Below are 25050 nucleotides of genomic sequence, written 5' to 3' on the forward strand. Positions count from 1 at the left end.
GGTCCCGGCGGGCAGAGTGCCGCCGGGACCGTCGAACCTAACAGGGTCAGCGTCGGGTGGGCTCGGGCACCCGGTGCTCGCTCGAGGACTGCTCGCTCGCGGGCAGCTCACCGGCCGCGAGCTCGTCGACCGGGCCGTCGCCGTGGTCGTCGATCATCGTTGTCTCGTCGAACGGGGCGTCGCCCGCGAGCACGGTGTCGAGCTGCGGCCGGTCGAGGCCACCGGTCCAGTGCGCCACCAGCACGGTCGCGACCGCGTTGCCGGAGAAGTTGGTCAACGCCCGGGCCTCGGACATGAACCGGTCGATGCCGACGATGAGACCGACGCCGTCCACCAGCTCCGGGCGGTGCGAGCTGAGGCCACCGGCCAGGGTGGCCATGCCGGCGCCGGTCACGCCGGCCGCGCCCTTGGAGGCGATCATCATGAACAGCAGCAGCGAGATCTGCTCGGCGATCGTCAGCGGGTCGCCCAGCGCCTCGGCGATGAACAGCGACGCCATCGTCAGGTAGATCGCGGTGCCGTCGAGGTTGAAGGAGTAGCCGGTCGGCACCACGACGCCCGCGGTGGTCTTGTCGACGCCGGCGTGCTCCATCTTGGCGATGAGGCGCGGCAGCGCGGACTCCGAGGACGAGGTGGAGACGATCAGGAGGTACTCCCGTGCGAGGTACTTCAGCAGCGCGAAGATGTTCACGCCGGTGACGAACCTCAGCAGCCCGCCGAGCACCACGAACACGAACAGCGCGCAGGTCACGTAGAAGCCGAACATCAGCACGGCCAGGCTCTTCAGCGCATCGACGCCGGTGGCGCCGACGACCGCGGCCATGGCGCCGAAGGCACCGACCGGGGCAGCCCACATGATCATCGCGAGCACCCGGAACACCAGGCGCTGCAGGTGGCCGATGCCCTTGAGGATCGGCTCGCCGCTGCGGCCCATCGCCTGCAGGGCGAAGCCGACCAGCAGCGCGACCAGCAGGGTCTGCAGCACCTCGCCGGAGGTGAGCGAGGAGAACATCGAGGTCGGGATGATCCCGAGCAGGAACTCGGTGGTGCTGCCGTGACCCTCGGCGGCCTGGGCGGCGCCGGCGGCGGCGACCTCCTCGTTCAGGCGCAGGCCGTCACCCGGGTGCAGGATGTTGCCGACGACGAGGCCGATGCCCAGCGCGAACGTCGACATGATGATGAAGTAGCCGAGGGCGAGCCCGCCGACCTTGCCGACGCGGGCGGCGCTGCGCACCGATCCGACGCCGAGCACGATCGTGCAGAAGATGACCGGCTGGATCATCATCTTGATCAGCGCGACGAACGCGTCGCCGAGCGGCTTGAGCTGGATCGCGAAGTCGGGCGCGACCAGTCCGACGGCGATGCCGAGGCCGACGGCGACGATGACCGCGATGTAGAGGTAGTGGGTGCGGTCCTTGCGGCGGGGCCTCGCGGGTTCGGGTACCGCGGGCCGTCCGGTGGTCGTGGTGCTCATGGGTCCTCCTGCCAGGTGGGCGTGGGCTCCCTCGCCCGGGGTCGTGCCCACATCGTCACCAGACATGTGATCGGGGTCACTGTTCTGTTCGTTGAGTTCACGGCCAGCTGGCCCGGCCCGCCGGTCCGGAGCCGTGCGTGGACCGGTGCGGCACAATGCGCCCATGGTCAGGCGTCGTGAGCGCTCCGTCGCCCGGCAGGTGCTGGTGCTGCAGGTGCTGGTCGTGCTGGTCCTGGTGCTCGTCGGCCTCGGCCTGGCGGCGTACGACGCGCGGAGCGACGCGCGCGACAACGCCCGCGACCAGGCGCTCGCCGTGGCGCTGGCGGTGGCCGATTCCCCCGCCGTGCGCGAGGGGCTGGAGTCAGGCGACCCGACCCGCACCCTCCAGCCGTACGCCGAGCAGGTCCGCGCCGACACCGACGTCGACTTCGTGGTGGTGATGGCGCTGGACCGGACCCGCTACACGCACCCGGACCCGGCCCAGGTCGGCAGGCCGTTCATCGGCGACCTCGGCAGCGCGCCGCAGGGCACCCCGTTCACCCAGGAGTACGCCGGCACGCTGGGCCCCTCGATGCGCGCGGTGGTCCCGGTGCTCGACGGGAACCGGGTGGTTGCGCTGGTCTCGGTCGGGATCACGCTCGACCGGGTCGACGAGGAGCTGGCCGCCGCGCTGGTGCCGATCGCGATCAGCGCGGCCGCGGTGCTGGCGGTGGGCCTGGCGGGCGCCTGGCTGATCAGCCGGCGGCTGCGCCGCCAGACGCACGGCATGGGCGAGGCGGAGATCACCCGGATGTACGAGTACTACTCCGCGGTCCTGCACGCGGTGCGCGAGGGACTGTTCCTCCTCGACGACGAGGACCGGGTGCAGCTGGTGAACGACGAGGCCCGCCGGCTGCTGCGCCTGCCCGACGACGTGGTCGGCCGCTCCATCCACGACCTCGGCCTCCCGCCGGGCCTGGTCGCCGCCGCGGTCGGCGACACCGCGGAGTCCGACGACGTCTACGTCACCGACGAGCACGTGCTGGTGGTCAGCGCCTCCCCCGCGTCCTGGGCCGGCCGCGACGTCGGCGCCGTGGTCACGCTGCGCGACCACACCGACCTCCAGGCGGTGACCGGCGAGCTCGACGTGGTCCGCGGGCTGACCGAGTCGCTGCGCTCGCAGAACCACGAAGCCGCGAACCGGCTGCACACGGTGGTCTCCCTGATCGAGATGGGCCGCCCCGAGGAGGCGGTCGACTTCGCCACCGAGGAGCTCCAGGTCGCGCAGCTGCTCACCGACCGGGTGGTCGGCGCGGTCGACGACCCGGTGCTCGCGGCGCTGCTGCTGGGCAAGACCGCGGAGGCCGCCGAGCGTGGCATCGAGCTCACGGTCGACGGCGCGATCACCGGACCGACGCCCGACGTCGAGGCGCGGGACCTGGTCACGGTGGCCGGCAACCTGATCGACAACGCCCTGGACGCGGTGACCGGGCGCCCGGACCGCCGGGTCGACGTCCGCATCGACGTCGGCGACGGCCGGTTCACGATCACCGTCGGCGACAGCGGGCCGGGCCTCGACGACGCGGACCGGGAGCGGGTGCTGGAGCGGGGGTGGTCGACCAAGGCAGCCTCCGACGACACCCCGGGACGCGGTCTCGGGCTGGCGCTGGTCGCGCAGGTCGCCCGGCGGCGCGGCGGCAGCGTGGCGATCGGGACCTCACCCCTCGGCGGCGCCGAGTTCACCGTCACCCTCGGGTCGGACGGGGCGTCGTGACCGTCCGGGTGCTCGTCGTCGAGGACGAGGCGACCGCGGCGGAGGCCCACGCGGCGTACGTCGAGCGGGTCGCGGGCTTCGAGGTCGCCGGGGTCGCACGGTCGGCCGCGGACGCGGTCCGCCACCTCAACCAGGACCGCCACGTCGACCTGATCCTGCTCGACATGCACCTGCCCGACGGGCACGGGCTCGGCCTGCTCCAGAAGCTCCGTGCGGCCGGCCACCTCTGCGACGTGATCGCGGTGACCTCCGCCCGCGACGCCGACGTGGTGCGGCACGCGGTCGCCCAGGGCGTGGTGCTCTACCTGCTCAAGCCGTTCACGTTCCCGACGTTCCGCACCAAGCTCGAGCAGTACGCCGCGTACCGCGACCGGCTCGCCGCCACCGCCGACGACGTGGTGCAGGACGAGGTGGACCGGCTCTTCGGGGCCCTGCGCACCGGGGGCGGCGAGCTGCCGAAGGGCATGAGCGCCGAGTCGCTGCGCCAGGTCACCGGCGCCCTGCGCGAGGCCGACCGCGGGCTCTCGGCCACCGAGGTCGGCGAGGCGATCGGTGCGTCCCGGGTCACCGCCCGGCGCTACCTCGAGCACCTCGCGGAGGAGGGCCTGGTCCAGCGGGCACCGCGGTACGGCGGCAGCGGCCGCCCCGAGGTGGAGTACCGCTGGCGCCACTCCCCCGCCGGCTAGCCAGGGACATGCTGCTCCTTGGCGAGCACGGTCAGCCCGTCCTCGACCACGAAGCCGGCCGCCTCGTCCGCCTCCGGGTCGACCCCGATGGTCACCCCGGCCGGCACCACGACGTTCTTGTCGATGATCGCGTTGCGCACCACCGCGCCCGCACCGACATGCACGCCCGGCAGCAGCACCGAGTCGGACACCTCCGCACCCGCGTCCACCCGCACCGCCGGCGAGAGCACCGACTTGCTCACGACGCCCCCGGTCACGACCACCCCCGGCGACAGGATCGAGTTGTACGTCGTCGGGTGCCCGCCGCCGGCGCCCTCGACCAGCTTGGCCGGCGGGTGCGGGCCGTGGTCGGTGTAGATCGGCCACGCGTGGTTGTAGAGGTTGAACTCCGGCAGAGGCGAGACCAGGTCCATGTGCGCGTCGTAGTAGGACCGCATCGTCCCGACGTCCCGCCAGTAGTCGCGGTCGCGGTCGGTCGAGCCGGGCACGTCGTTGTCGCGGTAGTCGTAGACGCCCGACTCGCTGCGGTCCACGAACCACGGCACGATGTCGCCGCCCATGTCGTGGTTGGACCGCTCGCGCTCCGCGTCCCGGGTCACCGCGTCGCGCAGCGCCTTGGCGTCGAAGACGTAGTTGCCCATCGAGGCGAGCACCTCGTGCGGCGCGTCCGGCAGCCCGACCGGGTCCTGCGGCTTCTCCAGGAAGGCCCGGATCCGGTCCGGCGAGCCGGGGGCGACGTCGATGACGCCGAACTGGTCGGCCAGCGAGATCGGCTGCCGGATCGCGGCCACCGTGCAGCCGGCACCCGACGCGACGTGCTGGTCGACCATCTGCGCGAAGTCCATCCGGTAGACGTGGTCGGCGCCGACCACCACCACGATGTCGGGCTTCTCGTCGGTCAGCAGGTTGAGGGACTGGTAGATCGCGTCCGCGCTGCCGAGGTACCACCGCTTGCCCACCCGCTGCTGGGCCGGCACCGGGGTGACGTAGTTGCCCAGCAGCGTCGACATGCGCCACGTGGTGGTGACGTGCCGGTCGAGGCTGTGCGACTTGTACTGCGTCAGCACGACCACCCGGAGGTAGCCCGAGTTCACGACGTTCGACAGGGCGAAGTCGATCAGGCGGTAGATCCCGCCGAAGGGGACCGCGGGCTTCGCCCGGTCGGCGGTCAGCGGCATCAGCCGCTTGCCCTCACCTCCCGCCAGCACGATCGCGAGGACGTTCTTGCGCTCTCCCGGTCCGGACATGTCCCGAAGATAGCGATCTTCCCGGTGCGCGCACAGGGTCCGTCCGGGACCGTGTCTGCGGGGAGGCCGGATCGCCGTGAGCCGAGTAGGTTTCCCCCATGCGCGTGGACATCCTGAGCAAGGAGTACCCCCCGGAGATCTACGGCGGCGCCGGTGTGCACGTGGCCGAGCTGGTCCGCGCGCTGCGGGCGCGCGACGACGTCGACACCCGGGTGCACGCCTTCGGGGCGGAGCGCACGGAGGAGGGCACGTCGTCGTACGCCGAGCCGGTCGAGCTGGCCGCGGCCAACGGCGCGATCCGCACGCTCGGGGTCGACCTGGCCATGGCCGGCCCGGTCGCCGGGGCGGACGTCGTCCACTCCCACACCTGGTACGCCAACATGGGCGGCCACCTCGCCTCGCTGCTGCACGGCATCCCGCACGTGGTGACCGCGCACAGCCTCGAGCCGATGCGGCCCTGGAAGGCCGAGCAGCTGGGCGGCGGGTACGCCGTGTCCAGCTGGGCCGAGAAGACGGCGTACGAGGCGGCGGCCGCGGTGATCGCGGTGAGCGGCGCGATGCGCGACGACGTGCTCCGCAGCTACCCCGAGGTCGACCCGGCCACGGTGCACGTCGTCCACAACGGGATCGACACGGAGATGTGGACCCCGACCCCGAACGCCGACCTGGTCCGCGCGCACGGCGTCGACCCGGACCGGCCCAGCGTGGTGTTCGTCGGGCGGATCACCCGGCAGAAGGGGCTGCCGCTGTTCCTGCGCGCGGCCGCCGAGCTCGACCCCGAGGTGCAGCTGGTGCTGTGCGCAGGGGCACCGGACACCCGCGAGATCGAGTCCGAGGTGCGGGGGCTGGTCGACGGGCTGGCCGCCACCCGCAGCGGGGTCGTGTGGATCCCCGAGATGCTCCCCCGGGCCGACGTGATCGCGTTGCTGACCCAGGCCACGGTCTTCGCCTGCCCGTCGATCTACGAGCCGCTGGGCATCGTCAACCTCGAGGCGATGGCGTGCGACACCGCGGTGGTGGCCACCGCCACCGGCGGCATCCCCGAGGTCGTCGTGCACGGCGAGACCGGCTGGCTGGTGCCGATCGAGCAGGCCACCGACGGCACCGGCACCCCGCTCGACCCCGAGCAGTACGTCGCCGACCTGGCCGCGGCGCTGGTCGAGGCGACCGGAGACCCGGACCGGGCGGCGGCGTACGGCCGGGCCGGCCGGGCGCGTGCGCAGGAGTCGTTCAGCTGGCCGGCGATCGCCGAGCAGACCCTGGCCGTCTACCGCGGCACGCTCGGCGGCTGAACCCCAGTATTTCGGCAACTCGCCACGCCGCGCGCCCGCGCGACGTACCGTCGAGGCTCATTCGAGCTTCGGGGGAGGCCGACATGGCATCGGTGAGCACGATCTACACGATGGGGACGTTCCTGTCGCGCGCGGAGGGCCTCGGCCAGCGGGTCCGGGTGCTCGTGGAGGGGAACTGGATCACGGGGACGCCGCTGTCCTGCGATGGGCACGGCGTGATCCTGGACAGCGGTGCGGAGGGCCAGTTCCTGGTCCGGGTCGAGGCGATCAGCGCGGCGTCGTACGCGCTGCCGGAGGCGACGGTGCCGCGCCCGCGACCGCACGAGGGGTCCGGCGACAGGGTGCGCGACGACGCCGACGACCGGGCGTACGAGGGGACGTACGCCACGGTCGCCAGCCTCTCCTGAGCCAGGGGACCTAGGGGACCTCGGCGGCCGACGGGACGTGCGTCACCTGGTTCCAGGTGAAGCGGTACGTCGCGCCGCCCTCGGGCACGGTCAGCGCCAGGTTGCTGCCGCCCGCCGCGCCGCCGGCGCCGTAGTTCTCGGTCCACGAGTCGTTGATCGCGACCTTCCACTCGTGGCTGCCGGCCGGCAGGGTCCAGGTGCCGTGCCACAGCCCGTCCGTCTTGTCGAACGACAGGTGGCTCGCCGCGCAGGCGGGGTCCCAGTCGGTCGGCTGGCCCGCCGCGTTCACGCACCCGATCTCGCTCTGCAGGCTGCCGGCCACGGTCACCGAGGTGCGGGCCGGCTTGGGCTCCGCGGTCGTCACCGTCACCGGTGCAGCGGTCACCGCCGGCTGCCCGGCCTCGAGCAGCACCGCGCGGTAGCTCACCCGGCTGCCCAGCGGCAGCGCCTCCACGTCGTCGGTCACGACGTGCTCCGGCGAGGAGGTGTCGGTGCCGAGCACCGTCCACGCGCCGTCGCCTACCCGGCGCTCGAACCGCACCGACTGGCTGGGCCGCTCCGGGTCGACCACAGCCTTGACGGTCACCGGGTCGATGTTGGTGACGGTCCCGCCGTCGGAAGGCGTGCTGACCCTGATCGACGGCGACGGGACCTGCGTCGACCGCGGCGCGCTGGGCCGCACGTGGCCGGCGTTGTCGAGCACCAGCGCGCGGTACTGCAGGCGGGTGCCGGGATCCAGGGCCGCGGTGTCGTGGAAGACCTGGTACGGCGCGGTGTCGTCGGTCCCGATCGACCGCCACGACCCCTGCGGCCCGCGGACCTGGAAGGTCACCTCGTAGAACGAGTCGCCGGCCACGTCGGCACCCACGTGCATCCGGCTGCGGGACACGGGCGCCGGGGCCACGTCGTCGAGCGCGACGGCCGGTGCGTGCTGCGACCGGGCCACCGTCCCGTCGGCGCGGTAGACGACCGTGGACAGCGGCGGCACCGTGACCGGGAGACCGCGGTCGGCGCCGGTGGTCGCCGAGGCCGCCGCGTCGCCGTACACCTTGGCGAAGCCCATGCCGGGCGAGTACGTCGGGACGGTCACGGTCTCCGGCGACTCGCTGTTGTTGAGCGCCACGACGTACTCCCGCTGCTCCTCGCGGTCGGTCCGCGAGAACGCGACCACGCCCGTGCCGTTCGCGGCGAAGCGCATCTGGTGGGCGCCGTCGCGCAGCGCCGGGTGCCGGCGCGCGAGGTCGGCCAACGCGGCGATCTGCCGGTAGAGCGGGTGCGAGGCCTCGAAGTTGTCCTGCGCGTGCGTGCGGGAGGTGCCGAGCAGGTCGTCGTCGAGGTAGTCCGGCACCTTGCTCGCGAACATGGTCTGCCGCGCGTTCTGGTCGCCGCCGGACGCGCCGGTGAAGCCCTGCTCGTCGCCGTAGTAGACGACCGGGTTGCCGCGCGAGAAGTACATGAGCTCGTGGGCCAGCCGGTCACGGGCCGTCCACTCCGCGTCACCGGCGTCCGGGTTGTCGGAGACCACGAACTGGCCGATCCGCCCCATGTCGTGGTTGCCGAGGAAGGTCGGCAGCTCGTAGACGTTGGAGTCGGCGTCGGTGTACCAGTCGTCGCTCTCGAAGAACGACTCCAGGTCGGCCGCCGACCGTCCCTGCGAGGCGTACTTGCGGGCAGCGTCCTGGAACGGGAAGTCCAGCACCGCCTGCATGCCGTCCTCGGTGGTGAAGTGCGAGGTGTAGCTCTTGGTCTGGTCGAAGACCTCGCCGAACATGAAGAAGTCCGGCTTGCCGTTGGCCTTGGCGTAGTCGACGAGCCCGGGCCCGAACGCCTTCCAGAACTCGTCGTCGACGTGCTTCATGGTGTCGATGCGGAACCCGTCCACCCCGAAGTCCTTGACCCAGGTGCGGTAGATGTCGATGAAGCCGTCGACCACGCGCGGGTTCTCGGTGAACAGGTCGTCGAGGCCGAAGAAGTCGCCGTACTGCGAGTCCTCGCCGGTGAACGTCGTGTTGCCGCGGTTGTGGTAGAGCGTCGTGTCGTTCAGCCAGGCCGGGACCTTGAGGTTCTCCTCCCCCGGCTCGAGGACCGGCTTGTGGGGGAACGACGTCTGCGGGTCGAGCTGCGGGAACGTGCCGGTGCCGGCGTAGTCGCGGTCGTCGAACGGCTGGCCCGCGGCGGTGCGGTAGGGCTCGGTGTCCTTCGGGACGTACGCCGTCCGCGCACCCTCCTCGTAGCCGATCACGTCGGCGGTCTGGTTGGTGATGATGTCGAAGTAGACCTTCATCCCGCGGTCGTGCGCGGCGTCGATGAGCGCAGCCAGGTCCGCGTTGCTGCCGAGGTGCGGGTCGATCCGGGTGAAGTCGGTGATCCAGTAGCCGTGGTAGCCGGCAGAAGGGCCGTCCTCCAGCTGGACCGCCTTGTTCTTGAAGCTGGGCGTCAGCCAGATCGAGTCCGTGCCGAGGCCCTGGATGTAGTCGAGCTTGCCGAGCAGCCCCTTGAGGTCGCCGCCGTTGTAGAAGCCCTTCCTCGTCGGGTCGAAGCCCGAGACCAGCGGGTCGGAGCCGAGGCCGCCGGTGTCGTTGCCGGTGTCGCCGTTCGCGAACCGGTCGGCCATGACGAAGTAGAAGGTCTCGTCCGTCACGGGGCCGCGCAGCGAGTGCCCGGCCCGGTCCGATCCCTGGTCCCCCTCTCCGGATGGGTCAGCCTGGGCCACGGGGGCCGAGGTGAGCGCCAGGGCGAGCGCGGCGGTGGCGGCGGTGAGGACGGCAGGACGAGACGTGCGCATGAGCTGCTCCCGGGAAATTCGACTGATGCGCGGACGGGGGTGTCGGCAACGTAACAGAGGTCACACCCGGCGGGAACCGCCGTACGCTCTCGACATGGAGGACCCCGTCCCGAACCCGCCGCCGGCCGATCCCGACGTGCACGCCCAGGTGCTCGGGACCGGGCACGCCGGGCTGCTCGCCGCCCGCGGCCAGAACCGGAGCGAGCTGGCCGGCCGGGTGACCGCCCAGCTCACCATGACCTCCGCCGTGCTGGTCACCCTGGCCCTGGTCGTGCAGGAGACCGGGTACGACGACCGCTTCCGGTGGCTCGCCGCCGGCCTCGGCCTGGCCGCATTGGTCACCGGCAGCCTCACGCTGGTCCGGGCCGTCCACGCCACCGGCGACGAGCGCCGGCTGTCGCTCGCGCTCGACCGCCTGGAGGACGCGCTCGCCGAGCTCGACCCGGACGGCGCCGCGCACCTGGGCTCCGGTGCGCCGGAGCCACCGTCGGTCGCTCGCCTGCTGGGCAGCACGTGGGTGCTGCTGCTCATCGTGAACACGCTGGTCGCCGGCGGCCTGGTCGGCCTGCTGGCCGGCCCGTGGGGCACCTCCGAGGCCGTCGGCACCGGCGTCCTGGTGGGGCTGCTCTACCTCGTCGCCGCGATCCTGCTCGGCACCCGTGGGACCGGCACCCGTCAGAGCTCGAGGCCGGGGTAGAGCGGGTTCGCGTCGAGCATCTCCTGCGAGGCCGCGTGGGTGCGCTCTGCGACGCCGTCCGCCAGCACGTACGACGCCTTCGACGGACCGCCCGCCTTCGTGGTGCCGGGCTGGGTGTTGCGCAGCACGTCGACGACCAGCTCCGCGACCCGGTCGAACTCGTCGTGGCCGAAGCCGCGAGTGGTGAGCGCCGGGGTGCCGAAGCGTATGCCGGAGGTGTACCAGGCGCCGTTCGGGTCGGAGGGGATCGAGTTGCGGTTGGTGACCACGCCCGCGTCGAGCAGCGCCGCCTCGGCCTGGCGTCCGGTGAGCCCGAACGAGCTGACGTCGAGCAGCACGAGGTGGTTGTCGGTGCCGCCCGTGACCAGCCGGGCCCCGCGGGACAGGAAGCCGTCGGCCAGGGACTTGGCGTTGTCGGCGATGTGCTGGGCGTAGGTGCGGAACTCCGGCTGCCGGGCCTCGGCCAGTGCGACCGCCTTGGCCGCCATCACGTGCGAGAGCGGGCCGCCGAGCACCATCGGGCACCCACGGTCGACCGACGGGGCGAACTCCTCGGTGGCCAGCACCATGCCGCCGCGCGGGCCGCGCAGGGACTTGTGGGTGGTCGTGGTGGTGACGTGGGCGAACGGCACCGGGTCCTCGTCGCCGGTGAACACCTTGCCGGCGACCAGGCCCGCGAAGTGCGCCATGTCGACCATGAGGGTGGCGCCCACCTCGTCGGCGATCTCGCGCATCTTCGCGAAGTTCACCCGGCGCGGGTAGGCGGAGTAGCCGGCCACGATCACCAGCGGCTTGAACTCGCGCGCCTTCGCCCGCACCGCGTCGTAGTCGAGCAGGCCGGTCTCGGGGTCGGTGCCGTACTGCTGCTGGTGGAACATCTTGCCGCTGATGTTCGGCCGGAAGCCGTGCGTCAGGTGGCCCCCGGCGTCGAGCGACATGCCGAGCAGCCGCTGGTTGCCCAGCTCGGCGCGCAGCGACTCCCAGTCCGCCTCGGACAGGTCGTTGACCGACTTCACCGAGAACTTCTCCAGCCACGGGCCCTCGACCCGGTGGGCGAGGATCGACCAGAACGCCACCAGGTTGGCGTCGATGCCGGAGTGCGGCTGGGCATAGGCGTACGGCGCGCCGAACAGCTCGCGGGCGTGCTCGGCGGCCAGCGCCTCCACGGTGTCGACGTTCTGGCAGCCGGCATAGAAGCGGTGACCGATGGTGCCCTCGGCGTACTTGTCGCTGAACCAGGTGCCCATCGTGAGCAACACCGCCGGGGACGCGTAGTTCTCGCTGGCGATGAGCTTGAGCGACGAGCGCTGGTCCGCGAGCTCCTTCCGGGTGGCCTCGGCGATCCGCGGCTCGACCGACGCGATCACGTCGAGGGCCTGGCGGTAGGCGGAGCTGGCGGCGGCAGACAGGTCGGTCATGGGCACAGCGTAGTGACTGGGCACCCGGACGGGCGGCGGGGGCGTGACGTGGCGCACGTTCCGGCCGAATCGCCCGCTCGGCACGCTCACCGGGTGTCCACATCGTGGATTCTGGTCCCACATCATGAGATTCACGCTTGTGGGAAGGGCGTCCGCCCGTTGAGACTCATGGCCATGATCAGCGCTGCGACGCACACCCACCTCGTGGTACGACGCCACGTGGACCTCGGGCGCACCCGCAGCATGATGTGTTGGCCCCGCTGAAACCCGCCGCCAGAAGACCTTCTCTCTCCGCGCCCAACGACGCGCGCGGCCCTCAGCGATCAAGGACCACTCCCGTGCCTGACCTGCGTTTCCAGTCCCAGCCGCCCAGCCGGACCGACGTGCCGCGCCCCAAGCGGGCCGAGGGCCAGTGGTCGTTCGGCTACACCGAGCCGCTGAACAAGAACGAGCAGTCGAAGAAGGACGACGACCCGCTCAACGTGCGCGACCGCATCCTGCACATCTACTCGCGGCGCGGCTTCGACTCGATCGACCCCGCCGACCTGCGCGGCCGGTTCCGGTGGATGGGCCTCTACACCCAGCGCAAGCCGGGGATCGACGGCGGCAAGACCGCGGTGCTCGAGGAGGAGGAGCTCGACGACCACTACTTCATGCTGCGGGTCCGCTCCGACGGCCAGCTGCTCACCGCCGATGCGGTCCGCGCCCTCGGCACCATCGGCGTCGACTTCGCCCGCGACACCGCCGACGTCACCGACCGGGAGAACATCCAGTACCACTGGATCCGGATCGAGGACGTGCCCGCGATCTGGGACCGGCTCGACGCCGCCGGGCTGAGCAGCCTCGAGGCGTGCGGCGACTCGCCGCGGCCGTTCCTCGGCTCCCCGGTCGCCGGGGTCGCCAAGGACGAGATCATCGACGGCAGCCCGGCCCTGGACGAGATCTTCCGCCGCTACATCGGCAACCCGCAGTTCTCGAACCTCCCCCGGAAGTTCAAGACCGCGGTCACCGGCCACCCCAGCCACGACGTCTCCCCCGAGACCAACGACGTCGCGTTCGTCGGCACCGTCCACCCCGAGCACGGCCCCGGGTTCGACCTCTGGGTCGGCGGCGGCCTCTCGACCAACCCGATGCTGGCGCAGAAGCTCGGTGTCTGGATCCCGCTGGACCAGGTCGCCGACGCCTGGGAGGGCGTGGCCTCGATCTTCCGCGACTACGGCTACCGCCGCCTCCGCTCGCGCGCCCGGCTCAAGTTCCTGGTCGCCGACTGGGGCGTGGAGAAGTTCCGGGAGGTGCTCGAGAACGAGTACCTCGGACGAGCGCTGGTCTCGAACCCGTCGCCGGACTCGCCGGTCGGTCACCGCGACCACGTCGGCGTGCACGAGCAGAAGGACGGCCGGTTCTACGTCGGGGTCGCCCCCACCGCCGGCCGGGTCTCCGGCACCCTGCTGGTGCAGCTCGCCGACCTGATCGAGGAGTTCGGCGCCGCCGGCGCCCGCCTCACGCCGTACCAGAAGATCGTGCTGATCGGCGTGGACGGCGACCGGGTCGACGCCCTGCTCGAGCGGCTCGACGCGATCGGGCTCTCGGCCCGGCCGTCGCAGTGGCGCCGCAACACGATGGCCTGCACCGGCATCGAGTTCTGCAAGCTGGCGATCGTCGACACCAAGAACCGCGCCCGCGACCTCGTCGCCGAGCTGGAGCGCCGCTTCCCCGACCTCGACACCCCGATCTCGGTGAACGTCAACGGCTGCCCGAACGCCTGCGCCCGCACCCAGGTCGCGGACATCGGGCTCAAGGGCCAGCTGGTGCTGGACTCAGACGGCAACCAGGTCGAGGGCTTCCAGGTCCACCTGGGCGGGGCCACCGGGCTCCAGGCCAACTTCGGCCGCAAGCTGCGGGCGCACAAGGTCACCAGCACCGGCCTCGACGACTACGTCACCAACGTCGTGCAGGCGTTCCTGGTCGACCGCGCGGCGGACGAGTCGTTCGCGGCCTGGGTCGCCCGCGCGGACGAGCAGCTGCTGCGCGGCGAGAAGGCGCTGGAGGCGGTCTGATGTCCGCGAGCACCCGGGCCGTCCCGTTCCACTGCCCCTACTGCGGGGACGAGAACCTCTGGCCCCACGAGGGCGCGCACGGCAGCTGGGAGTGCCGCTCGTGCCTGCGGGCCTTCACCGTGAAGATGCTCGGCCTCGTCGCCCCGACGAGGTCGCCCTCGGGAGCGTCAGGAGCCGAGTCATGACCGCCGCCACCACCCAGGCCGCCCGCACCAACCGGGCCACCCACACCGAGGGCCGCTCGCCCGAGGAGCTGCGCGAGCTGGTCTCGCACGTCGGCGCCGAGCTGGAGCTGGCGCCCGCCGAGCACATCATCGAGTGGGCCGTCGCGACCTTCGGCAAGCGGTTCTGCATCACGTCCTCCATGGGCGACGCGGTGCTCGCGCACCTGGCCTCCACCGTGGCCCCGGGGATCGACGTGGTGTTCCTCGACACCGGCTACCACTTCGTCGAGACCATCGGCACCCGCGACGCCGTCGAGGCGACGCTGCCGGTCAACCTGCTCACCATCGAGCCGGTGCAGACCGTCGCCGAGCAGGACGCAACGTACGGCAAGGACCTCTGGAAGACCGACCCGGACCTGTGCTGCAAGCTCCGCAAGGTGCAGCCGCTGCAGGACTCGCTCGCGGAGTACGACGCCTGGGCGACCGGGCTGCGCCGGGCCGAGACCCACAACCGGGTGATCGCGCCGGTGATCGGCTGGGACGCGAAGAAGGGGAAGGTCAAGGTCTCCCCCATCGCCCGCTGGTCCGACGAGCACGTCGAGCGCTACATCGCCGACAACGGCGTGCTGGTGAACCCGCTCGTGCAGGACGGCTACCCGTCGATCGGGTGCTGGCCGTGCACCCGGCGCGTCGCCCCCGGCGAGGATCCGCGCAGCGGGCGCTGGGCCGGCACCAACAAGACCGAGTGCGGGATCCACTCGTGAACCGACCGATCCCCGACAGCACCTGCGACAACGGCGTCGTTCTCATCACCACCCGAGAAGGGAGTCCGGTCTGATGGCTGCACCGGCACTCATCGCCCTGGCCCACGGAAGCCGCGACCCGCGGTCCGCCGCCACCATCACCGCGCTGGTGGACGAGGTCCGTGCGCTCCGCCCCGACCTGCGGATCGAGCCCGCGTTCCTCGAGCTCTCCAAGCCGTCCTTCGCGACGGCGGTCAACAAGCTCGTCCGCGCCGGCTTCGACGAGATCGTGGTCGTCCCGCTCCTGCTCACCGAGGCCTACCACGCCAAGGTCGACGTCCCGTCCGCGATCGCGGAGCAGACGGCGAAGCACGAGGGGCTCCGGATCCGGGCCACCAGGGTGCTCGGCATGGAGCCGGCCTTCCTCGAGGTGCTCGACCTGCGCATGCGCGAGGCGCTCAAGTCCGCCCGGATCCGCGAGCTCGACGCCCTCGTTCTGGCTGCGGCCGGCTCCAGCGACCCGCTGGCCAACCAGGCCGTGCAGCGGCTGGCCCGCGTCTGGGGCACCCGGCACAAGCTCCCGGTGAAGGCGGCGTTCGCGTCCGCCTCGCCACCGGCCACCGGCGAGGCGGTGCGGGCCTTCCGGGCCGAGGGCCGCCGCCACATCGCGGTCGCCTCGCTGTTCCTGGCTCCGGGCTTCCTGCCGGACCGGGCCGGCGAGCTCGCGGTCGAGGCCGGTGCGGTCGCGGTCTCCGAGCCGCTCGGCGCGCACCCGGAGCTGGCCCGGACGGTGCTGGCCCGCTACGCCGTCGGCGCGGTGGAGCTGGTCCCGGTCTGACCTGACCCACACTGGGACGGTCCGTGACGTCCGGGTCCGCCGCACTGGCGCACCGTCACGGACCGTCCGGGGACGTCGCCGGCGCGGGGGTCAGGCGACCAGGGCGCTGAGCAGCCGGTCCAGCTCGCGGGCCGGGTCGGCGGTGGTGCCACCGTGCACCGGGCCGGGCTGCAGCACCGTCGACCTCGGTGCCTTGAGGAAGCCGAAGCGGGTGCCGATCGGCTGGTGGGCCACCACTCCCCCGCGCTCGTCCCCGGCACACACGCCCTCGACGAACGCCAGGCCGGCGCACACCTGCTCGACGTCCAGCCGGGGGTCGAGCGCGAGCAGCCGCTCGCGCTCGGCCTGCCAGGCCACCTCGAGGAAGTCCGCGGCCTGGCAGTAGAGCACCACGCCGATGTTGAGGAACTCCTCCCGGTCCGCGCGCGGCACGCAGCGCAGCACGACGTACTGGTAGGGCAGGCGCTCGCTCACGCGACACCTCCCGGGAGCCACTGCCGGGTGCCCAGGCGGGCGACCAGGAAGCGGACGTACGCCGCGCGCAGGGCGTCGGGCGTCTCGGCCCCGGGCACCGGTTCCAGCCAGGCGTCGGGCACCTCGTCCAGCACCGCGGCGAAGACGTCCTCGTCGAGCAGCGCCGACACCTCGCGGTCGACCTCGGCCAGGCCGACCGCCTTCTCGCGCAGCACGTGGTCGGCCGGGTCCCAGGGCAGCGCCGCGAACCGGGCCGGGTCGGTCACGCCGCCCGACCAGGCGTGGTGGAAGTAGAGCGAGGCGCCGTGGTCGATCACCCACAGGTCGCCGTGCCAGAACAGCAGGTTGGGGTTGCGCCAGGTGCGGTCGACGTTCGCGGTGAACGCGTCGAGCCACAGCACCCGCGCGGCCACCCCGTCGCCGGTCGGCAGGTCGCCGTCGAAGCCGAACGCGCCGGGCAGGAAGTCGATGCCGAGGTTGAGCCCGAGGCTGGCGTTGATCAGGTCCTGCACCTCCTCGTCGGCCTCGTAGCGGGCGATGTCCGCGTCGAGCTGGAGGGCCACCAGCGACGGCGTGCGCAGCCCGATCCGACGGGCCAGCCCGGAGACGATCACCTCGGCGACCAGCACCCGCAGTCCCTGGCCGGCGCCCCGGAACTTGCAGACGTAGGTGCCGAGGTCCTCGGCCTCGACGATGCCGGGCAGCGAGCCACCCTCGCGCAGGGGCGTGACGTACCGGGTGACGGCGACGGTCGGGATCACCCGGGTGCCCGTCTCGGTGCCGATCTCGGTGCCGATCTCGGTGCCGGTCCCGCTGCCGCCGCTCATGCGACCGGGGCCTCGTCGGCCAGCCGCTGCTTCTGCTCCTCGACGTCGAAGTCCGCCGCCGGCCACTGCGGATCCAGCCCGCGCAGGGTCTCGAGCAGCAGGTGGCCGATGGCCAGGTTGCGGTACCACTTGCGGTCGGCGGGCACGACGTACCAGGGCGCGACGTCGGTGTTGGTGCGTTCCAGCGCGATCTCGTAGGCCTCGCGGTACGCCGGCCACAGGGCGCGCTCGTCGACGTCACCGGGGTTGAACTTCCAGTGCTTGGTCGGGTCGTCGAGCCGGGCCAGCAGCCGCTGCTTCTGCTCCTCGGCCGAGACGTGCAGCATGCACTTCACGACCGTGGTGCTGCCCGCGACGAGCTCACGCTCGAAGTCGTTGATCGCGTCGTACCGGCGCTCGATCTCCTCGGTCGGCGCCAGCGAGCGCACCCGGGCGATGAGCACGTCCTCGTAGTGCGACCGGTCGAAGACGCCGATCAGGCCCGGGCCGGGCAGCGCCCGGTGGACCCGCCAGAGGAAGTCGTGTACCCGCTCCTCCTCGGTGGGCGCCTTGAAGCTGGTGATCTTGACGCCCTGCGGGTCGACCAGCCCGACGGTGTGCCGCAGCACGCCGCCCTTGCCCGAGGTGTCCATCCCCTGGAGCACCAGCAGCACGCTGCGCTCCGAGCCGGCGCTGCGCTCGGCGAACAACCGCTCCTGCAGGTCGGCGAGGTCGGGTCCGAGGGTCGGCAGCGCCTCCTCGCCGTCCGCCTTGTCACCGTCGAAGGCCGGCTTCCCGTTCGGGTCGATCGCGGTGAGGTCGACCGGACCGCTCCGGAGCCGGAGCGCGTCGCCGAAGGGAATCGTCATGGACCGAACCCTACGGGCCCTCAACCGAGGATCGTGCGCACGTCGAACGTGCACCCGATCACGGTGTCGGTGGACCCGTCCGACTGCGGCTCGTCGAACCACGTGCCGCGGACGAAGCCGGTCTTGTCGAGCACCCGCAGCGAGGCCTCGTTCCTGTGGTCCGGCGCCGCGAAGTACGCCGTCGCGTCGGCGAAGCGGTGCCGCGACCGCAGCGTCCACGCCCAGAGGATCCGGGTGCCGAGGCCACGGCCGAGCCACTGCTCGTCACCGATCGCGTAGTCGACGCCGATCGCGCCGGGCACCGGGGTCAGCAGGGCGTACTCCGGGTAGTCCGCGAGCCGGTAGTCCTGCACGAACCCGATCGACCGGCCGTTGACCTCCGCCACCCAGATCCGGGTCGGCGTCATGCCGTCGATGTCCGGACCGTACTGCGTCGTGACGTTCTCCTCGGTCGGGTCGCCGTCTGCCTGCCACCAGCGGTGCACGTGCGGCGCCTGCCGCCAGCGCGCCACCGTGGGCAGGTCCCCGCGGGTCATCGGCCGGAGCGCCACGGTGAGGTCGTGGTCGATGGCGAAGTGCTTGACCTCCCCGGACAGGTCGCGGGCCACCGGGTCCCCGGTGGCGCTCGCGGCCACCCGACGGGCCGCGGCCGCCCAGGCCTCGCCGTTGCGGGCGACGCCGGTGAGCTCGCGGGAGCCGAGGTGCACCACGACCGGTGTGCTCATGCGGCAAGGCTAGTAGGCGGTCCCGCGCCGCTCTCCTGGTTTGCGGCTGGCCTCAGTGTCCGAGCGCGTCGGGGTCGACGACGGGCGGCAGCACCGACCAGGGGAAGTCGATCCAGCGCGCGGTGCGGCGCCAGACGTAGTCGGGCTTGATCACCGAGTGCGGCTTCGCGTAGATCACCGCGGTCCGGGCCTCGGCGACGTGGTCGGCGACGAACTCGTGCACGATCTCCAAGGTGCGGCCGGTGTCGGCGACGTCGTCGGCGATCAGGATCCGCAGCCCGGAGAGGTCCACCACGGCCGGGGTGGGCGGCAGCATGATCGGCACGTCCAGACGCTCGTCGATGCCCGTGTAGAACTCGACGTTCACCACGCTGAGGTTCTTCACCGCCAGCGCGTAGCCGAGGCCCATACCGAGCCCGAGCCCGCCGCGGGCGATCGCGAGGACCATGTCCGGCCGGTAGCCGTCGTCGGCCACGGCCTGTGCCAGCTCGCGGCACGCGGTGCCGAACGCGTCGTACGTCAGGACCTCGTGCTCGTCACTCACCGCGTCATCGTGACACGCCGCCTGCGTCCGGCCGGGCCCCGGTGGCCGAGGTCTCAGTCGTCGAACGTCACGTCGTCGTCGAGGTCGTCCCCGACCCCGTCGAGCTCGTCGCGAACCACCGCGAACGCCAGCCCGGGCGGGTAGCCCTTGCGGGCCAGCATCCCCGCCAGGCGCCGGGTCGCGACCACCGGCTCGAGGCCACGCATCGATCGGAGCTTCTTGCGGACCAGCCGCCGGGCCGCCGCCTCCTCGTCGTCGGGGTCGATCTCGTCGAGCGCCTCGCGGGCGACCTCGTCGGCCACACCCTTGCGGCGCAGCTCCTGGGCGAGCGCCCGACGGGCCAGGCCCTTGCCTCCCCCGGAGTCAACAGAGCGGCGCGAGGCGATCCACGACCGGGCGAAAGCCTCGTCGTCGACCAGCCCGACCTCCTCGAACCGGTCGAGCAGCCGGGTGGCGACCTCGTCCGGGACGTTGCGCTTGGCCAACCGGTCGGCGAGCTCCTGCCGGCTGCGGGCCTGCCCGGTCAGCTGGTCGAGCAGGATCTTGCGGGCCACGTCCTCCTGGTCGGGTTCGGGGCCGAGCGTGTCCTCCGGCGGGACGGCCGCGTCCGGTGCGTCCGCCGGGGTGCCGCCCGTCCAGGCAGCGACCCCGGCGGAGACGTCTCCCTGCCACCCGGTCTGAGGAGCCGAGGAACCAGGTGTCTCGAAGGAGGGATCGGCGGGGAGGTCAGAAGTCATCGACACCCAGCGGGTCGGCCGGCGCCGGCTGGTCGACGGTCGGGCCGACGCCGAGCTTCTCGAGGATCTTCTTCTCGAGCTCGTTGGCGAGGTCCGGGTTGTCCTTGAGGAAGGACCGGGCGTTCTCCTTGCCCTGGCCGAGCTGGTCGCCCTCGTAGGTGTACCAGGCGCCGGCCTTGCGGACGAGACCCGCCTCCACGCCGACGTCGATCAGGCCGCCCTCGCGGCTGATGCCCTTGCCGTACATGATGTCGAACTCGGCCTGCTTGAACGGCGGGGCGACCTTGTTCTTGACGACCTTGACCCGGGTCCGGTTGCCGACCATCTCCTGGCCGTCCTTGAGGGTCTCGATGCGACGCACGTCGAGGCGGACCGAGGCGTAGAACTTCAGCGCCCGGCCACCGGTCGTGGTCTCGGGCGAGCCGAACATGACGCCGATCTTCTCGCGCAGCTGGTTGATGAAGATCGCGGTCGTGTTGGAGTTGTTGAGCGCACCGGTCATCTTGCGCAGCGCCTGGCTCATCAGCCGGGCCTGGAGGCCGACGTGGCTGTCGCCCATCTCGCCCTCGATCTCGGCCCGGGGCACCAGGGCGGCGACCGAGTCGATGACGATCAGGTCGAGCGCGCCGGAGCGGATCAGCATGTCGGCGATCTCGAGCGCCTGCTCGCCGGAGTCCGGCTGGGAGACCAGCAGCGCGTCGGTGTCGACGCCGAGGTTCTTGGCGTACTCCGGGTCGAGGGCGTGCTCGGCGTCGATGAACGCCACGATGCCGCCGGCGCGCTGGGCACTGGCCACCGCGTGCAGGGCGACCGTGGTCTTTCCGGAGGACTCCGGACCGTAGATCTCGACCACCCGGCCGCGCGGGAGGCCACCGAGGCCCAGCGCGACGTCGAGCGCGATGGCGCCCGTCGGGATCACCTCGAGCGGTGCGCGGGAGTCGTCGCCGAGCCGCATCACCGACCCCTTGCCGAACTGCTTCTCGATGTTGGCGAGTGCTACGTCGAGCGACTTCTCGCGGTCTCCGGCCATGTCCTGCTTCCCCTCGGATCGGTGGGTCGTGTCCTGCACGTCGTTGTCGTCGTGGACGCTAGACGGGATCACCGACAAGCTCGATCCGGTCCCGGACCGCCTGGGGATAACGTCGACCAGCGCACCACCGTTGTCGGGCCCGACACTACCGAACACGTGTTCGACCCGGCCCCCGACACGCCGTCCCGTGAGGACTCGTCGGTCGGGCCCGGCTCAGGGCAGGTCGTAGCTCAGCGCGAGCCCCCCGGCCCACGTGTCGCAGGTGCAGCCGGCCGGGTCCGGCAGGTCGCCGATCACCCGTGTCAGCAGGTCCTTGAGCCGCTCCACGTTGCGGGCGAACAGCGCGAAGATCTCCTCCTGGCCGACGCCCTCGCCCTCCTCGACACCGGCGTCCATGTCGGTGACCAGCGCGAGCGTGGCGTAGCAGAGCCGCATCTCCCGGGCCAGCGCCGCCTCGGGAGCACCGGTCATGTTGACGAGGCTCCAGCCCTGGGCCGCGTAGTGCTGCGACTCCTCGCGGGTGGAGAACCGCGGACCCTCCACGACGACCATCGTCCCGCCGTCGGCGACGTCCACCTCCGCGATCAGGCGGGTGCGCAGGCGCGGGCAGTACGGATCGGCGAACGGCAGGTGCACCGCACCGGACTCGACGTAGCTGCCGGCCCTCCGCCACGTCCGGTCGACCAGCTGGTCGGGCACCACCAGGTCTCCGGTCGCCACCGACGGCAGCAGGCCGCCGACCGCGCACGGTCCCAGCACCTGCCGGACCCCGACGCTGCGCAGCGCCCACGGGTTGGCGCGGTAGTTGATCGCGTGCGGCGGGAACGCGTGCCCGGCGCCGTGCCGCGGCAGGAACGCCACCCGGCGTCCCGCGCAGGTGCCGATCGCCACCTGCGCCGACGGGTCGCCGTACGGCGTCCGGACCGACACCTCCTCAGAGTCCTCGAGGAACGAGTAGAACCCGCTGCCGCCGATGACGGCCACGTCCGCGCGGTGCGTGCTCACGGCCGCCACTCTGCCACTCAGGTCGACGCCGGCCCGGCCGACGGGCGACGAGCAGCCGGCGCACCTCGACGCGGTACGCCGGCTGCTCCGTGCCCCGGACGGACACCGCGCCGTCAGGCCCCCGTCGACGCCACCACCGGTCCCGTCACGCGCTCCGGGCTCTCGGCGCGGGCGATCCGCCGGCCGAGGATGCCGAACGCGAACGCGGTCGGCAGCACCGTGCTGCCCAGCGACGTCACCATCGGGATCACGACCATCGCCGGGAGGTGGCAGGCCAGCAGCCACGCCGGCAGACCGACACCGCGACGGCGGATCAGCACGATCCCGAGGAACGTGGTGCCCAGGACGTTGACCAGCAGCACCGGGATGGTCACCAGGAACACCGTGTCCAGCAGGCCGTAGTCCAGCGAGGTCCACTGCAGCCAGTACTCCGCCGCGACGCAGGCACAGGCGGCGACGAACGCCGGGACCACGATGCGCCACGCCCACTTCTCCGCACCGGTGGGCTGCCGGCGCCGTCGTACGACGATCGCGCAGAGCGTGTAGGCCACGAACACCGGGAGCCAGATCTTGCCGAAAGTCAGGTACACGACGTCCGGGGACGCCCAGCCCAGCAACGGGTCGAGGAGCTTGTCCGCCGGCTCCGCCCACGCCGCCGTCAGCGGGTAGTCGAGGTCGGACTTCCCGTCCTCGGTCCGGAACCTGGCCAGCGCATGCAGCTGGCCCGCAACCAGTCCGAACCACGCCATCCACCACGCGAAGCGACCGATCCGCCGCTGCGCCTCCGCCGACTCGAACATGAGATCCTCCCCTCGCCCGGCGCCCGCTCGGCGCCACTGTCCGTCCACGCTAGGAACGCGTGAGCCCCGGGTCGTCGGCGCCGGGGTGGGTCCATTTCTCCACCCTGGGTTTGACGCCAGGTGCACCCGCGCCGGGCCTAACCTCGGAGGGTGGGCATCCGGCTACGCGCCTGGGACGTCCTTGTCCCGGCCTCGATCTACGCGCTCGGCGTCGTCGAGCTCCTCAGCGTGCAACCGGGCGGGTGGGAGTGGGCACTCCTGCTCGAAGGAGTGGCGTCGGTCCTGCTCGTGCTCCGCCGGCGGTTCCCGCTGGTGTCCGGGACCTCGGCGACGCTCGTCGTGCTCACGATGCCGTGGGCGGGGACCGAGCTGAACGACGTGTCCGCGCCGATCCTGGTGATGGCGGTCTCGTGCTACTCGTTCGCGCGCTGGATCGCGGGCTACCGCGGACTGGCGGGCATCGCCGTGATCCTTGCCGTCCTCGCCAGCGACTACATGTTCGCCGACGACCGGATGCACGACCTCTCTGACGTCGTCTTCGCACTGGCGCTGCTCAGCCCGCCGTACGTCTTCGGGCGGGTGGTCCGGCGCCTGGCCGACCAGTCCGAGCAGCTGCGGCGGCAGCAGGCGCTGATCCGCGACCAGGCGGTGCGCGAGGAGCGGGACCGGATCGCGCGCGAGCTGCACGACGTGATCGCCCACTCGCTGAGCGCGATGGTCGTGCAGACCGCGGCGGCGCAGGACCTCGTGCGGCTCGACCCGGCGCGCGCCGTCGAGCTGCTCGACAACGTCGCCGACACCGGGCGGCGTGCCCTGGCGGAGACCGGTCGGCTGCTGCACCTGATCCGCGACGACGGCGACGAGCTCGGGCTGCGCCCGGCGCCGGGACTGGCCGACCTGCCGGCGCTGGTCGCCGACTTCCGCGCCCACGGGCTCGACGTCGAGGCGGACCTCGACCTCCCGGCCGCGCCGCTGACCGGCGGCGCCGACGTGTCGGCGTACCGGGTGGTGCAGGAGGCGCTGACCAACGCGCTCAAGTACGCCGACGGGCCGGTGCGGCTGCGGGTGGCGGCCGGCCCGGACCGGCTGGTCATCTCGTGCGCGAACCGGGTGGGGCGGGCGCACGCGCAGGGATCGGGACTCGGGCTGCAGGGCATGGCCGAGCGGGTCTCGCTGCTCGGCGGGACGTTGCGCACCGGCGACACCCCCGAGACCGGCTTCGTGCTCGACGTCGACATCCCGCTCGCCGTGGAGGGCGCCCGGTGACCCGGGTGGTCGTGGCCGACGACCAGGAGCTGGTGCGGACCGGGCTGCAGCTGGTGCTCGAGGCGCGGGGCTGCGACGTGGTCGGGGTCGCCGGCGACGGGCGTGAGGCGGTCGCGGTGGTGCGGGAGACGCAGCCGGACGTGGTGCTGATGGATATCCGGATGCCGGTGATGGACGGGATCGCGGCGACCCGGGCGATCACCGACGACGACCTGGCGACCCGGGTGCTGGTGCTCACGACGTACGACCTCGACCATTATGTGTACGACGCGCTGGCCGCCGGGGCGTCCGGCTTCCTCCTCAAGGCCACACCGCCGGACCGGCTGGTCGAGGGGATCCGGACCGTGTGCGCCGGCGAGACGCTGCTGGCGCCGAGCCTGACCACGCGGCTGATCGAGGAGTACCTCCGGCACCCACCAGCGCGTGACGGGGCCGACACCATGGCGGAGCTGACCGACCGGGAGCGGCAGGTGCTGCGGCTGATGGCTCGCGGGCTCTCGAACGACGACATCGCCGCGGAGCTGGTGGTGGCGCAGGCGACGGTGAAGACGCACGTCAACCGGGTGCTCGCGAAGCTCGGCGCGGTGACCCGGGTGCAGGCGGTGGTGCTGGCCTACGAGAGCGGCCTCGTGCGACCGGGCAGCGGCTAGACGGCTTCCTCGGGCAGCGGCAAGCGGCGCACTCCCCCGAGCCGGCGGTGGAACCGCACGTGGTCGGGGCGCGCGTCGAGGGCCTGCCACAGCGCCCGGTGGGCGGCCCACGGCAGCGGCTCGTCGCCGCGCAGCCAGGAGGCGCCGAACCCGATCCACACCGGCACCCACTGCGCCGCGCAGTCCCACGCGCCGCGGTGCTTCATCAGCAGCTCGCGCCGGACCTGGAACGCCGTGCGCGGCCCGTCGCTGCACACCGGCGCCGTCCGGATCGGCCACACCCGCAGGTCGAGCGACATCAGCTCGAGCTCGAGGTCCGCCAGCACGTGCGGGTCCACGAGCACGGTCGCGACGTTCTCGTGCGGGTGGCGTCTCACGTCCGGCACGCTAACCCGCCGGACCGACACCTGTCAGCGGTTGCCCGTCCACCCCGGGGTTCGTGTCGGTGGCAAGGCGCGACCGCTCGGCGTCCTGCAGTGGTGGAGGAGCGAGCGCCAGCGAGCGTCTCGAAACCACCGCAACGTGCACAGCTCGTCGAGACCGGGCACCTCGGCCAGCAAGACCGGGCACCTCGGCCGGCAAG

25 protein-coding genes are annotated in these 25050 nt (G+C 72.2%); 11 read left to right on the top strand and 14 right to left on the bottom strand.

The window, feature by feature from the left end; all coding sequences use genetic code 11:
* Positions 1-46: 46 nt before the first annotated feature.
* Positions 47-1474: a cation:dicarboxylate symporter family transporter gene (locus tag EKO23_RS20195; protein ID WP_134720070.1), complete on the bottom strand. Its 1428-nt coding sequence runs from the start codon at positions 1472-1474 to the stop codon at positions 47-49.
* A gap of 163 nt (positions 1475-1637) precedes the next feature.
* Here EKO23_RS20195 and EKO23_RS20200 point away from each other — a divergent pair, with 163 nt between their 5' ends.
* Together EKO23_RS20200 and EKO23_RS20205 are read left to right on the top strand one after the other, a co-directional pair.
* Complete coding sequence (locus EKO23_RS20200; RefSeq protein ID WP_134720072.1) at positions 1638-3227, top strand: sensor histidine kinase; 1590 nt, start codon at positions 1638-1640, stop codon at positions 3225-3227.
* Complete coding sequence (locus EKO23_RS20205) at positions 3224-3913, top strand: response regulator (protein ID WP_134720074.1); 690 nt, start codon at positions 3224-3226, stop codon at positions 3911-3913. The genes EKO23_RS20200 and EKO23_RS20205 overlap by 4 nt, the downstream gene beginning before the upstream one ends.
* On the opposite strand, the gene glgC is transcribed toward EKO23_RS20205, so the two are convergent.
* Positions 3910-5160, bottom strand: coding sequence for a glucose-1-phosphate adenylyltransferase (gene glgC / locus EKO23_RS20210; protein WP_134720076.1), 1251 nt, complete (start codon positions 5158-5160; stop codon positions 3910-3912). The two genes, EKO23_RS20205 and glgC, sit on opposite strands and share 4 nt — an antisense overlap.
* Before the next feature lie 98 nt (positions 5161-5258).
* Between glgC and glgA the strand changes: the two genes are divergently transcribed.
* The gene (glgA, locus tag EKO23_RS20215; protein WP_134720078.1) at positions 5259-6452 is read left to right on the top strand and encodes a glycogen synthase; all 1194 of its coding nucleotides are present in this window, start codon (positions 5259-5261) and stop codon (positions 6450-6452) included.
* 83 nt (positions 6453-6535) lie between these two features.
* Positions 6536-6859, top strand: coding sequence for a hypothetical protein (locus EKO23_RS20220; protein WP_134720080.1), 324 nt, complete (start codon positions 6536-6538; stop codon positions 6857-6859).
* Between the two features lie 10 nt (positions 6860-6869).
* Here EKO23_RS20220 and EKO23_RS20225 read toward each other — a convergent pair whose 3' ends face one another.
* Entirely contained in the window at positions 6870-9644 is a 2775-nt protein-coding gene (locus EKO23_RS20225; protein ID WP_134720082.1) for an alpha-amylase family glycosyl hydrolase, read from the bottom strand.
* Between the two features lie 94 nt (positions 9645-9738).
* On the opposite strand from EKO23_RS20225, the gene EKO23_RS20230 reads away from it, so the two are divergent.
* Positions 9739-10341 carry a hypothetical protein gene (locus EKO23_RS20230; RefSeq protein ID WP_134720084.1) on the top strand — a complete coding sequence of 201 codons (603 nt, stop codon included), beginning with the start codon at positions 9739-9741 and terminating at the stop codon, positions 10339-10341.
* Here the strand turns inward: EKO23_RS20230 and EKO23_RS20235 are convergent.
* On the bottom strand, positions 10320-11759 hold the full coding sequence (locus EKO23_RS20235; protein ID WP_134720086.1) for a glycine hydroxymethyltransferase: 1440 nt from the start codon (positions 11757-11759) through the stop codon (positions 10320-10322). The two genes, EKO23_RS20230 and EKO23_RS20235, sit on opposite strands and share 22 nt — an antisense overlap.
* A gap of 338 nt (positions 11760-12097) precedes the next feature.
* Here EKO23_RS20235 and EKO23_RS20240 point away from each other — a divergent pair, with 338 nt between their 5' ends.
* The 4 genes from EKO23_RS20240 to EKO23_RS20255 all read left to right on the top strand — a co-directional run bounded on the left by EKO23_RS20240 (position 12098) and on the right by EKO23_RS20255 (position 15561).
* Positions 12098-13816, top strand: a complete 1719-nt coding sequence (locus EKO23_RS20240) for a nitrite/sulfite reductase (protein ID WP_134720088.1) — start codon at positions 12098-12100, stop codon at positions 13814-13816.
* Positions 13816-14001 carry a hypothetical protein gene (locus tag EKO23_RS20245; protein ID WP_134720090.1) on the top strand — a complete coding sequence of 62 codons (186 nt, stop codon included), beginning with the start codon at positions 13816-13818 and terminating at the stop codon, positions 13999-14001. Before EKO23_RS20240 ends, EKO23_RS20245 begins: the two co-directional genes overlap by 1 nt.
* Complete coding sequence (locus tag EKO23_RS20250) at positions 13998-14744, top strand: phosphoadenylyl-sulfate reductase (protein WP_134720092.1); 747 nt, start codon at positions 13998-14000, stop codon at positions 14742-14744. The genes EKO23_RS20245 and EKO23_RS20250 overlap by 4 nt, the downstream gene beginning before the upstream one ends.
* Positions 14745-14817: 73 nt before the next feature.
* Entirely contained in the window at positions 14818-15561 is a 744-nt protein-coding gene (locus EKO23_RS20255) for a sirohydrochlorin chelatase (RefSeq protein WP_134720094.1), read from the top strand.
* A 90-nt stretch (positions 15562-15651) separates the two neighbouring features.
* On the opposite strand, the gene EKO23_RS20260 is transcribed toward EKO23_RS20255, so the two are convergent.
* From EKO23_RS20260 to EKO23_RS20300, 9 genes are all read right to left on the bottom strand, one after another.
* Positions 15652-16035: a DUF3037 domain-containing protein gene (locus EKO23_RS20260; protein WP_134720096.1), complete on the bottom strand. Its 384-nt coding sequence runs from the start codon at positions 16033-16035 to the stop codon at positions 15652-15654.
* On the bottom strand, positions 16032-16862 hold the full coding sequence (locus EKO23_RS20265; RefSeq protein ID WP_246051210.1) for a HipA family kinase: 831 nt from the start codon (positions 16860-16862) through the stop codon (positions 16032-16034). Before EKO23_RS20265 ends, EKO23_RS20260 begins: the two co-directional genes overlap by 4 nt.
* The gene (locus EKO23_RS20270) at positions 16859-17710 is read right to left on the bottom strand and encodes a polyphosphate kinase 2 family protein (protein ID WP_134720098.1); all 852 of its coding nucleotides are present in this window, start codon (positions 17708-17710) and stop codon (positions 16859-16861) included. The genes EKO23_RS20265 and EKO23_RS20270 overlap by 4 nt, the downstream gene beginning before the upstream one ends.
* Positions 17711-17730: 20 nt before the next feature.
* Positions 17731-18435 carry a GNAT family N-acetyltransferase gene (locus tag EKO23_RS20275; RefSeq protein WP_134720100.1) on the bottom strand — a complete coding sequence of 235 codons (705 nt, stop codon included), beginning with the start codon at positions 18433-18435 and terminating at the stop codon, positions 17731-17733.
* Positions 18436-18487: 52 nt separating this feature from the next.
* Positions 18488-18979 (bottom strand): phosphoribosyltransferase, encoded by a 492-nt coding sequence (locus EKO23_RS20280; RefSeq protein WP_134720102.1) that lies wholly within the window; start codon positions 18977-18979, stop codon positions 18488-18490.
* A gap of 53 nt (positions 18980-19032) precedes the next feature.
* Positions 19033-19716, bottom strand: coding sequence for a regulatory protein RecX (locus EKO23_RS20285; RefSeq protein ID WP_134720103.1), 684 nt, complete (start codon positions 19714-19716; stop codon positions 19033-19035).
* Positions 19706-20746, bottom strand: coding sequence for a recombinase RecA (gene recA / locus EKO23_RS20290; protein ID WP_134720124.1), 1041 nt, complete (start codon positions 20744-20746; stop codon positions 19706-19708). Before recA ends, EKO23_RS20285 begins: the two co-directional genes overlap by 11 nt.
* 213 nt (positions 20747-20959) lie before the next feature.
* Entirely contained in the window at positions 20960-21751 is a 792-nt protein-coding gene (locus tag EKO23_RS20295; protein ID WP_217702722.1) for an S-methyl-5'-thioadenosine phosphorylase, read from the bottom strand.
* A gap of 113 nt (positions 21752-21864) precedes the next feature.
* Positions 21865-22551: a hypothetical protein gene (locus tag EKO23_RS20300; protein WP_134720105.1), complete on the bottom strand. Its 687-nt coding sequence runs from the start codon at positions 22549-22551 to the stop codon at positions 21865-21867.
* 150 nt (positions 22552-22701) lie between these two features.
* Between EKO23_RS20300 and EKO23_RS20305 the strand changes: the two genes are divergently transcribed.
* Positions 22702-23817, top strand: coding sequence for a sensor histidine kinase (locus EKO23_RS20305; protein WP_134720107.1), 1116 nt, complete (start codon positions 22702-22704; stop codon positions 23815-23817).
* Positions 23814-24467 carry a response regulator gene (locus EKO23_RS20310; RefSeq protein WP_134720109.1) on the top strand — a complete coding sequence of 218 codons (654 nt, stop codon included), beginning with the start codon at positions 23814-23816 and terminating at the stop codon, positions 24465-24467. Before EKO23_RS20305 ends, EKO23_RS20310 begins: the two co-directional genes overlap by 4 nt.
* Here EKO23_RS20310 and EKO23_RS20315 read toward each other — a convergent pair.
* Complete coding sequence (locus EKO23_RS20315) at positions 24464-24844, bottom strand: hypothetical protein (RefSeq protein WP_134720111.1); 381 nt, start codon at positions 24842-24844, stop codon at positions 24464-24466. The genes EKO23_RS20310 and EKO23_RS20315 overlap by 4 nt on opposite strands.
* Positions 24845-25050: the final 206 nt, after the last annotated feature.

The organism is Nocardioides guangzhouensis (assembly GCF_004519545.1).
GTDB classification, from domain to species: domain Bacteria; phylum Actinomycetota; class Actinomycetes; order Propionibacteriales; family Nocardioidaceae; genus Nocardioides; species Nocardioides guangzhouensis.

What these genes read in the sequence shown, in the direction of transcription:
- EKO23_RS20195 (WP_134720070.1), bottom strand. Translation starts at nt 1,474, where the DNA reads ATGAGCACCACGACCACCGGACGGCCCGCGGTACCCGAACCCGCGAGG.
- EKO23_RS20200 (WP_134720072.1), top strand. Translation starts at nt 1,638, where the DNA reads ATGGTCAGGCGTCGTGAGCGCTCCGTCGCCCGGCAGGTGCTGGTGCTG.
- glgC (WP_134720076.1), bottom strand. Translation starts at nt 5,160, where the DNA reads ATGTCCGGACCGGGAGAGCGCAAGAACGTCCTCGCGATCGTGCTGGCG.
- glgA (WP_134720078.1), top strand. Translation starts at nt 5,259, where the DNA reads ATGCGCGTGGACATCCTGAGCAAGGAGTACCCCCCGGAGATCTACGGC.
- EKO23_RS20220 (WP_134720080.1), top strand. Translation starts at nt 6,536, where the DNA reads ATGGCATCGGTGAGCACGATCTACACGATGGGGACGTTCCTGTCGCGC.
- EKO23_RS20225 (WP_134720082.1), bottom strand. Translation starts at nt 9,644, where the DNA reads ATGCGCACGTCTCGTCCTGCCGTCCTCACCGCCGCCACCGCCGCGCTC.
- EKO23_RS20230 (WP_134720084.1), top strand. Translation starts at nt 9,739, where the DNA reads ATGGAGGACCCCGTCCCGAACCCGCCGCCGGCCGATCCCGACGTGCAC.
- EKO23_RS20235 (WP_134720086.1), bottom strand. Translation starts at nt 11,759, where the DNA reads ATGACCGACCTGTCTGCCGCCGCCAGCTCCGCCTACCGCCAGGCCCTC.
- EKO23_RS20245 (WP_134720090.1), top strand. Translation starts at nt 13,816, where the DNA reads ATGTCCGCGAGCACCCGGGCCGTCCCGTTCCACTGCCCCTACTGCGGG.
- EKO23_RS20250 (WP_134720092.1), top strand. Translation starts at nt 13,998, where the DNA reads ATGACCGCCGCCACCACCCAGGCCGCCCGCACCAACCGGGCCACCCAC.
- EKO23_RS20255 (WP_134720094.1), top strand. Translation starts at nt 14,818, where the DNA reads ATGGCTGCACCGGCACTCATCGCCCTGGCCCACGGAAGCCGCGACCCG.
- EKO23_RS20265 (WP_246051210.1), bottom strand. Translation starts at nt 16,862, where the DNA reads ATGAGCGGCGGCAGCGGGACCGGCACCGAGATCGGCACCGAGATCGGC.
- EKO23_RS20270 (WP_134720098.1), bottom strand. Translation starts at nt 17,710, where the DNA reads ATGACGATTCCCTTCGGCGACGCGCTCCGGCTCCGGAGCGGTCCGGTC.
- EKO23_RS20275 (WP_134720100.1), bottom strand. Translation starts at nt 18,435, where the DNA reads ATGAGCACACCGGTCGTGGTGCACCTCGGCTCCCGCGAGCTCACCGGC.
- EKO23_RS20285 (WP_134720103.1), bottom strand. Translation starts at nt 19,716, where the DNA reads ATGACTTCTGACCTCCCCGCCGATCCCTCCTTCGAGACACCTGGTTCC.
- recA (WP_134720124.1), bottom strand. Translation starts at nt 20,746, where the DNA reads ATGGCCGGAGACCGCGAGAAGTCGCTCGACGTAGCACTCGCCAACATC.
- EKO23_RS20300 (WP_134720105.1), bottom strand. Translation starts at nt 22,551, where the DNA reads ATGTTCGAGTCGGCGGAGGCGCAGCGGCGGATCGGTCGCTTCGCGTGG.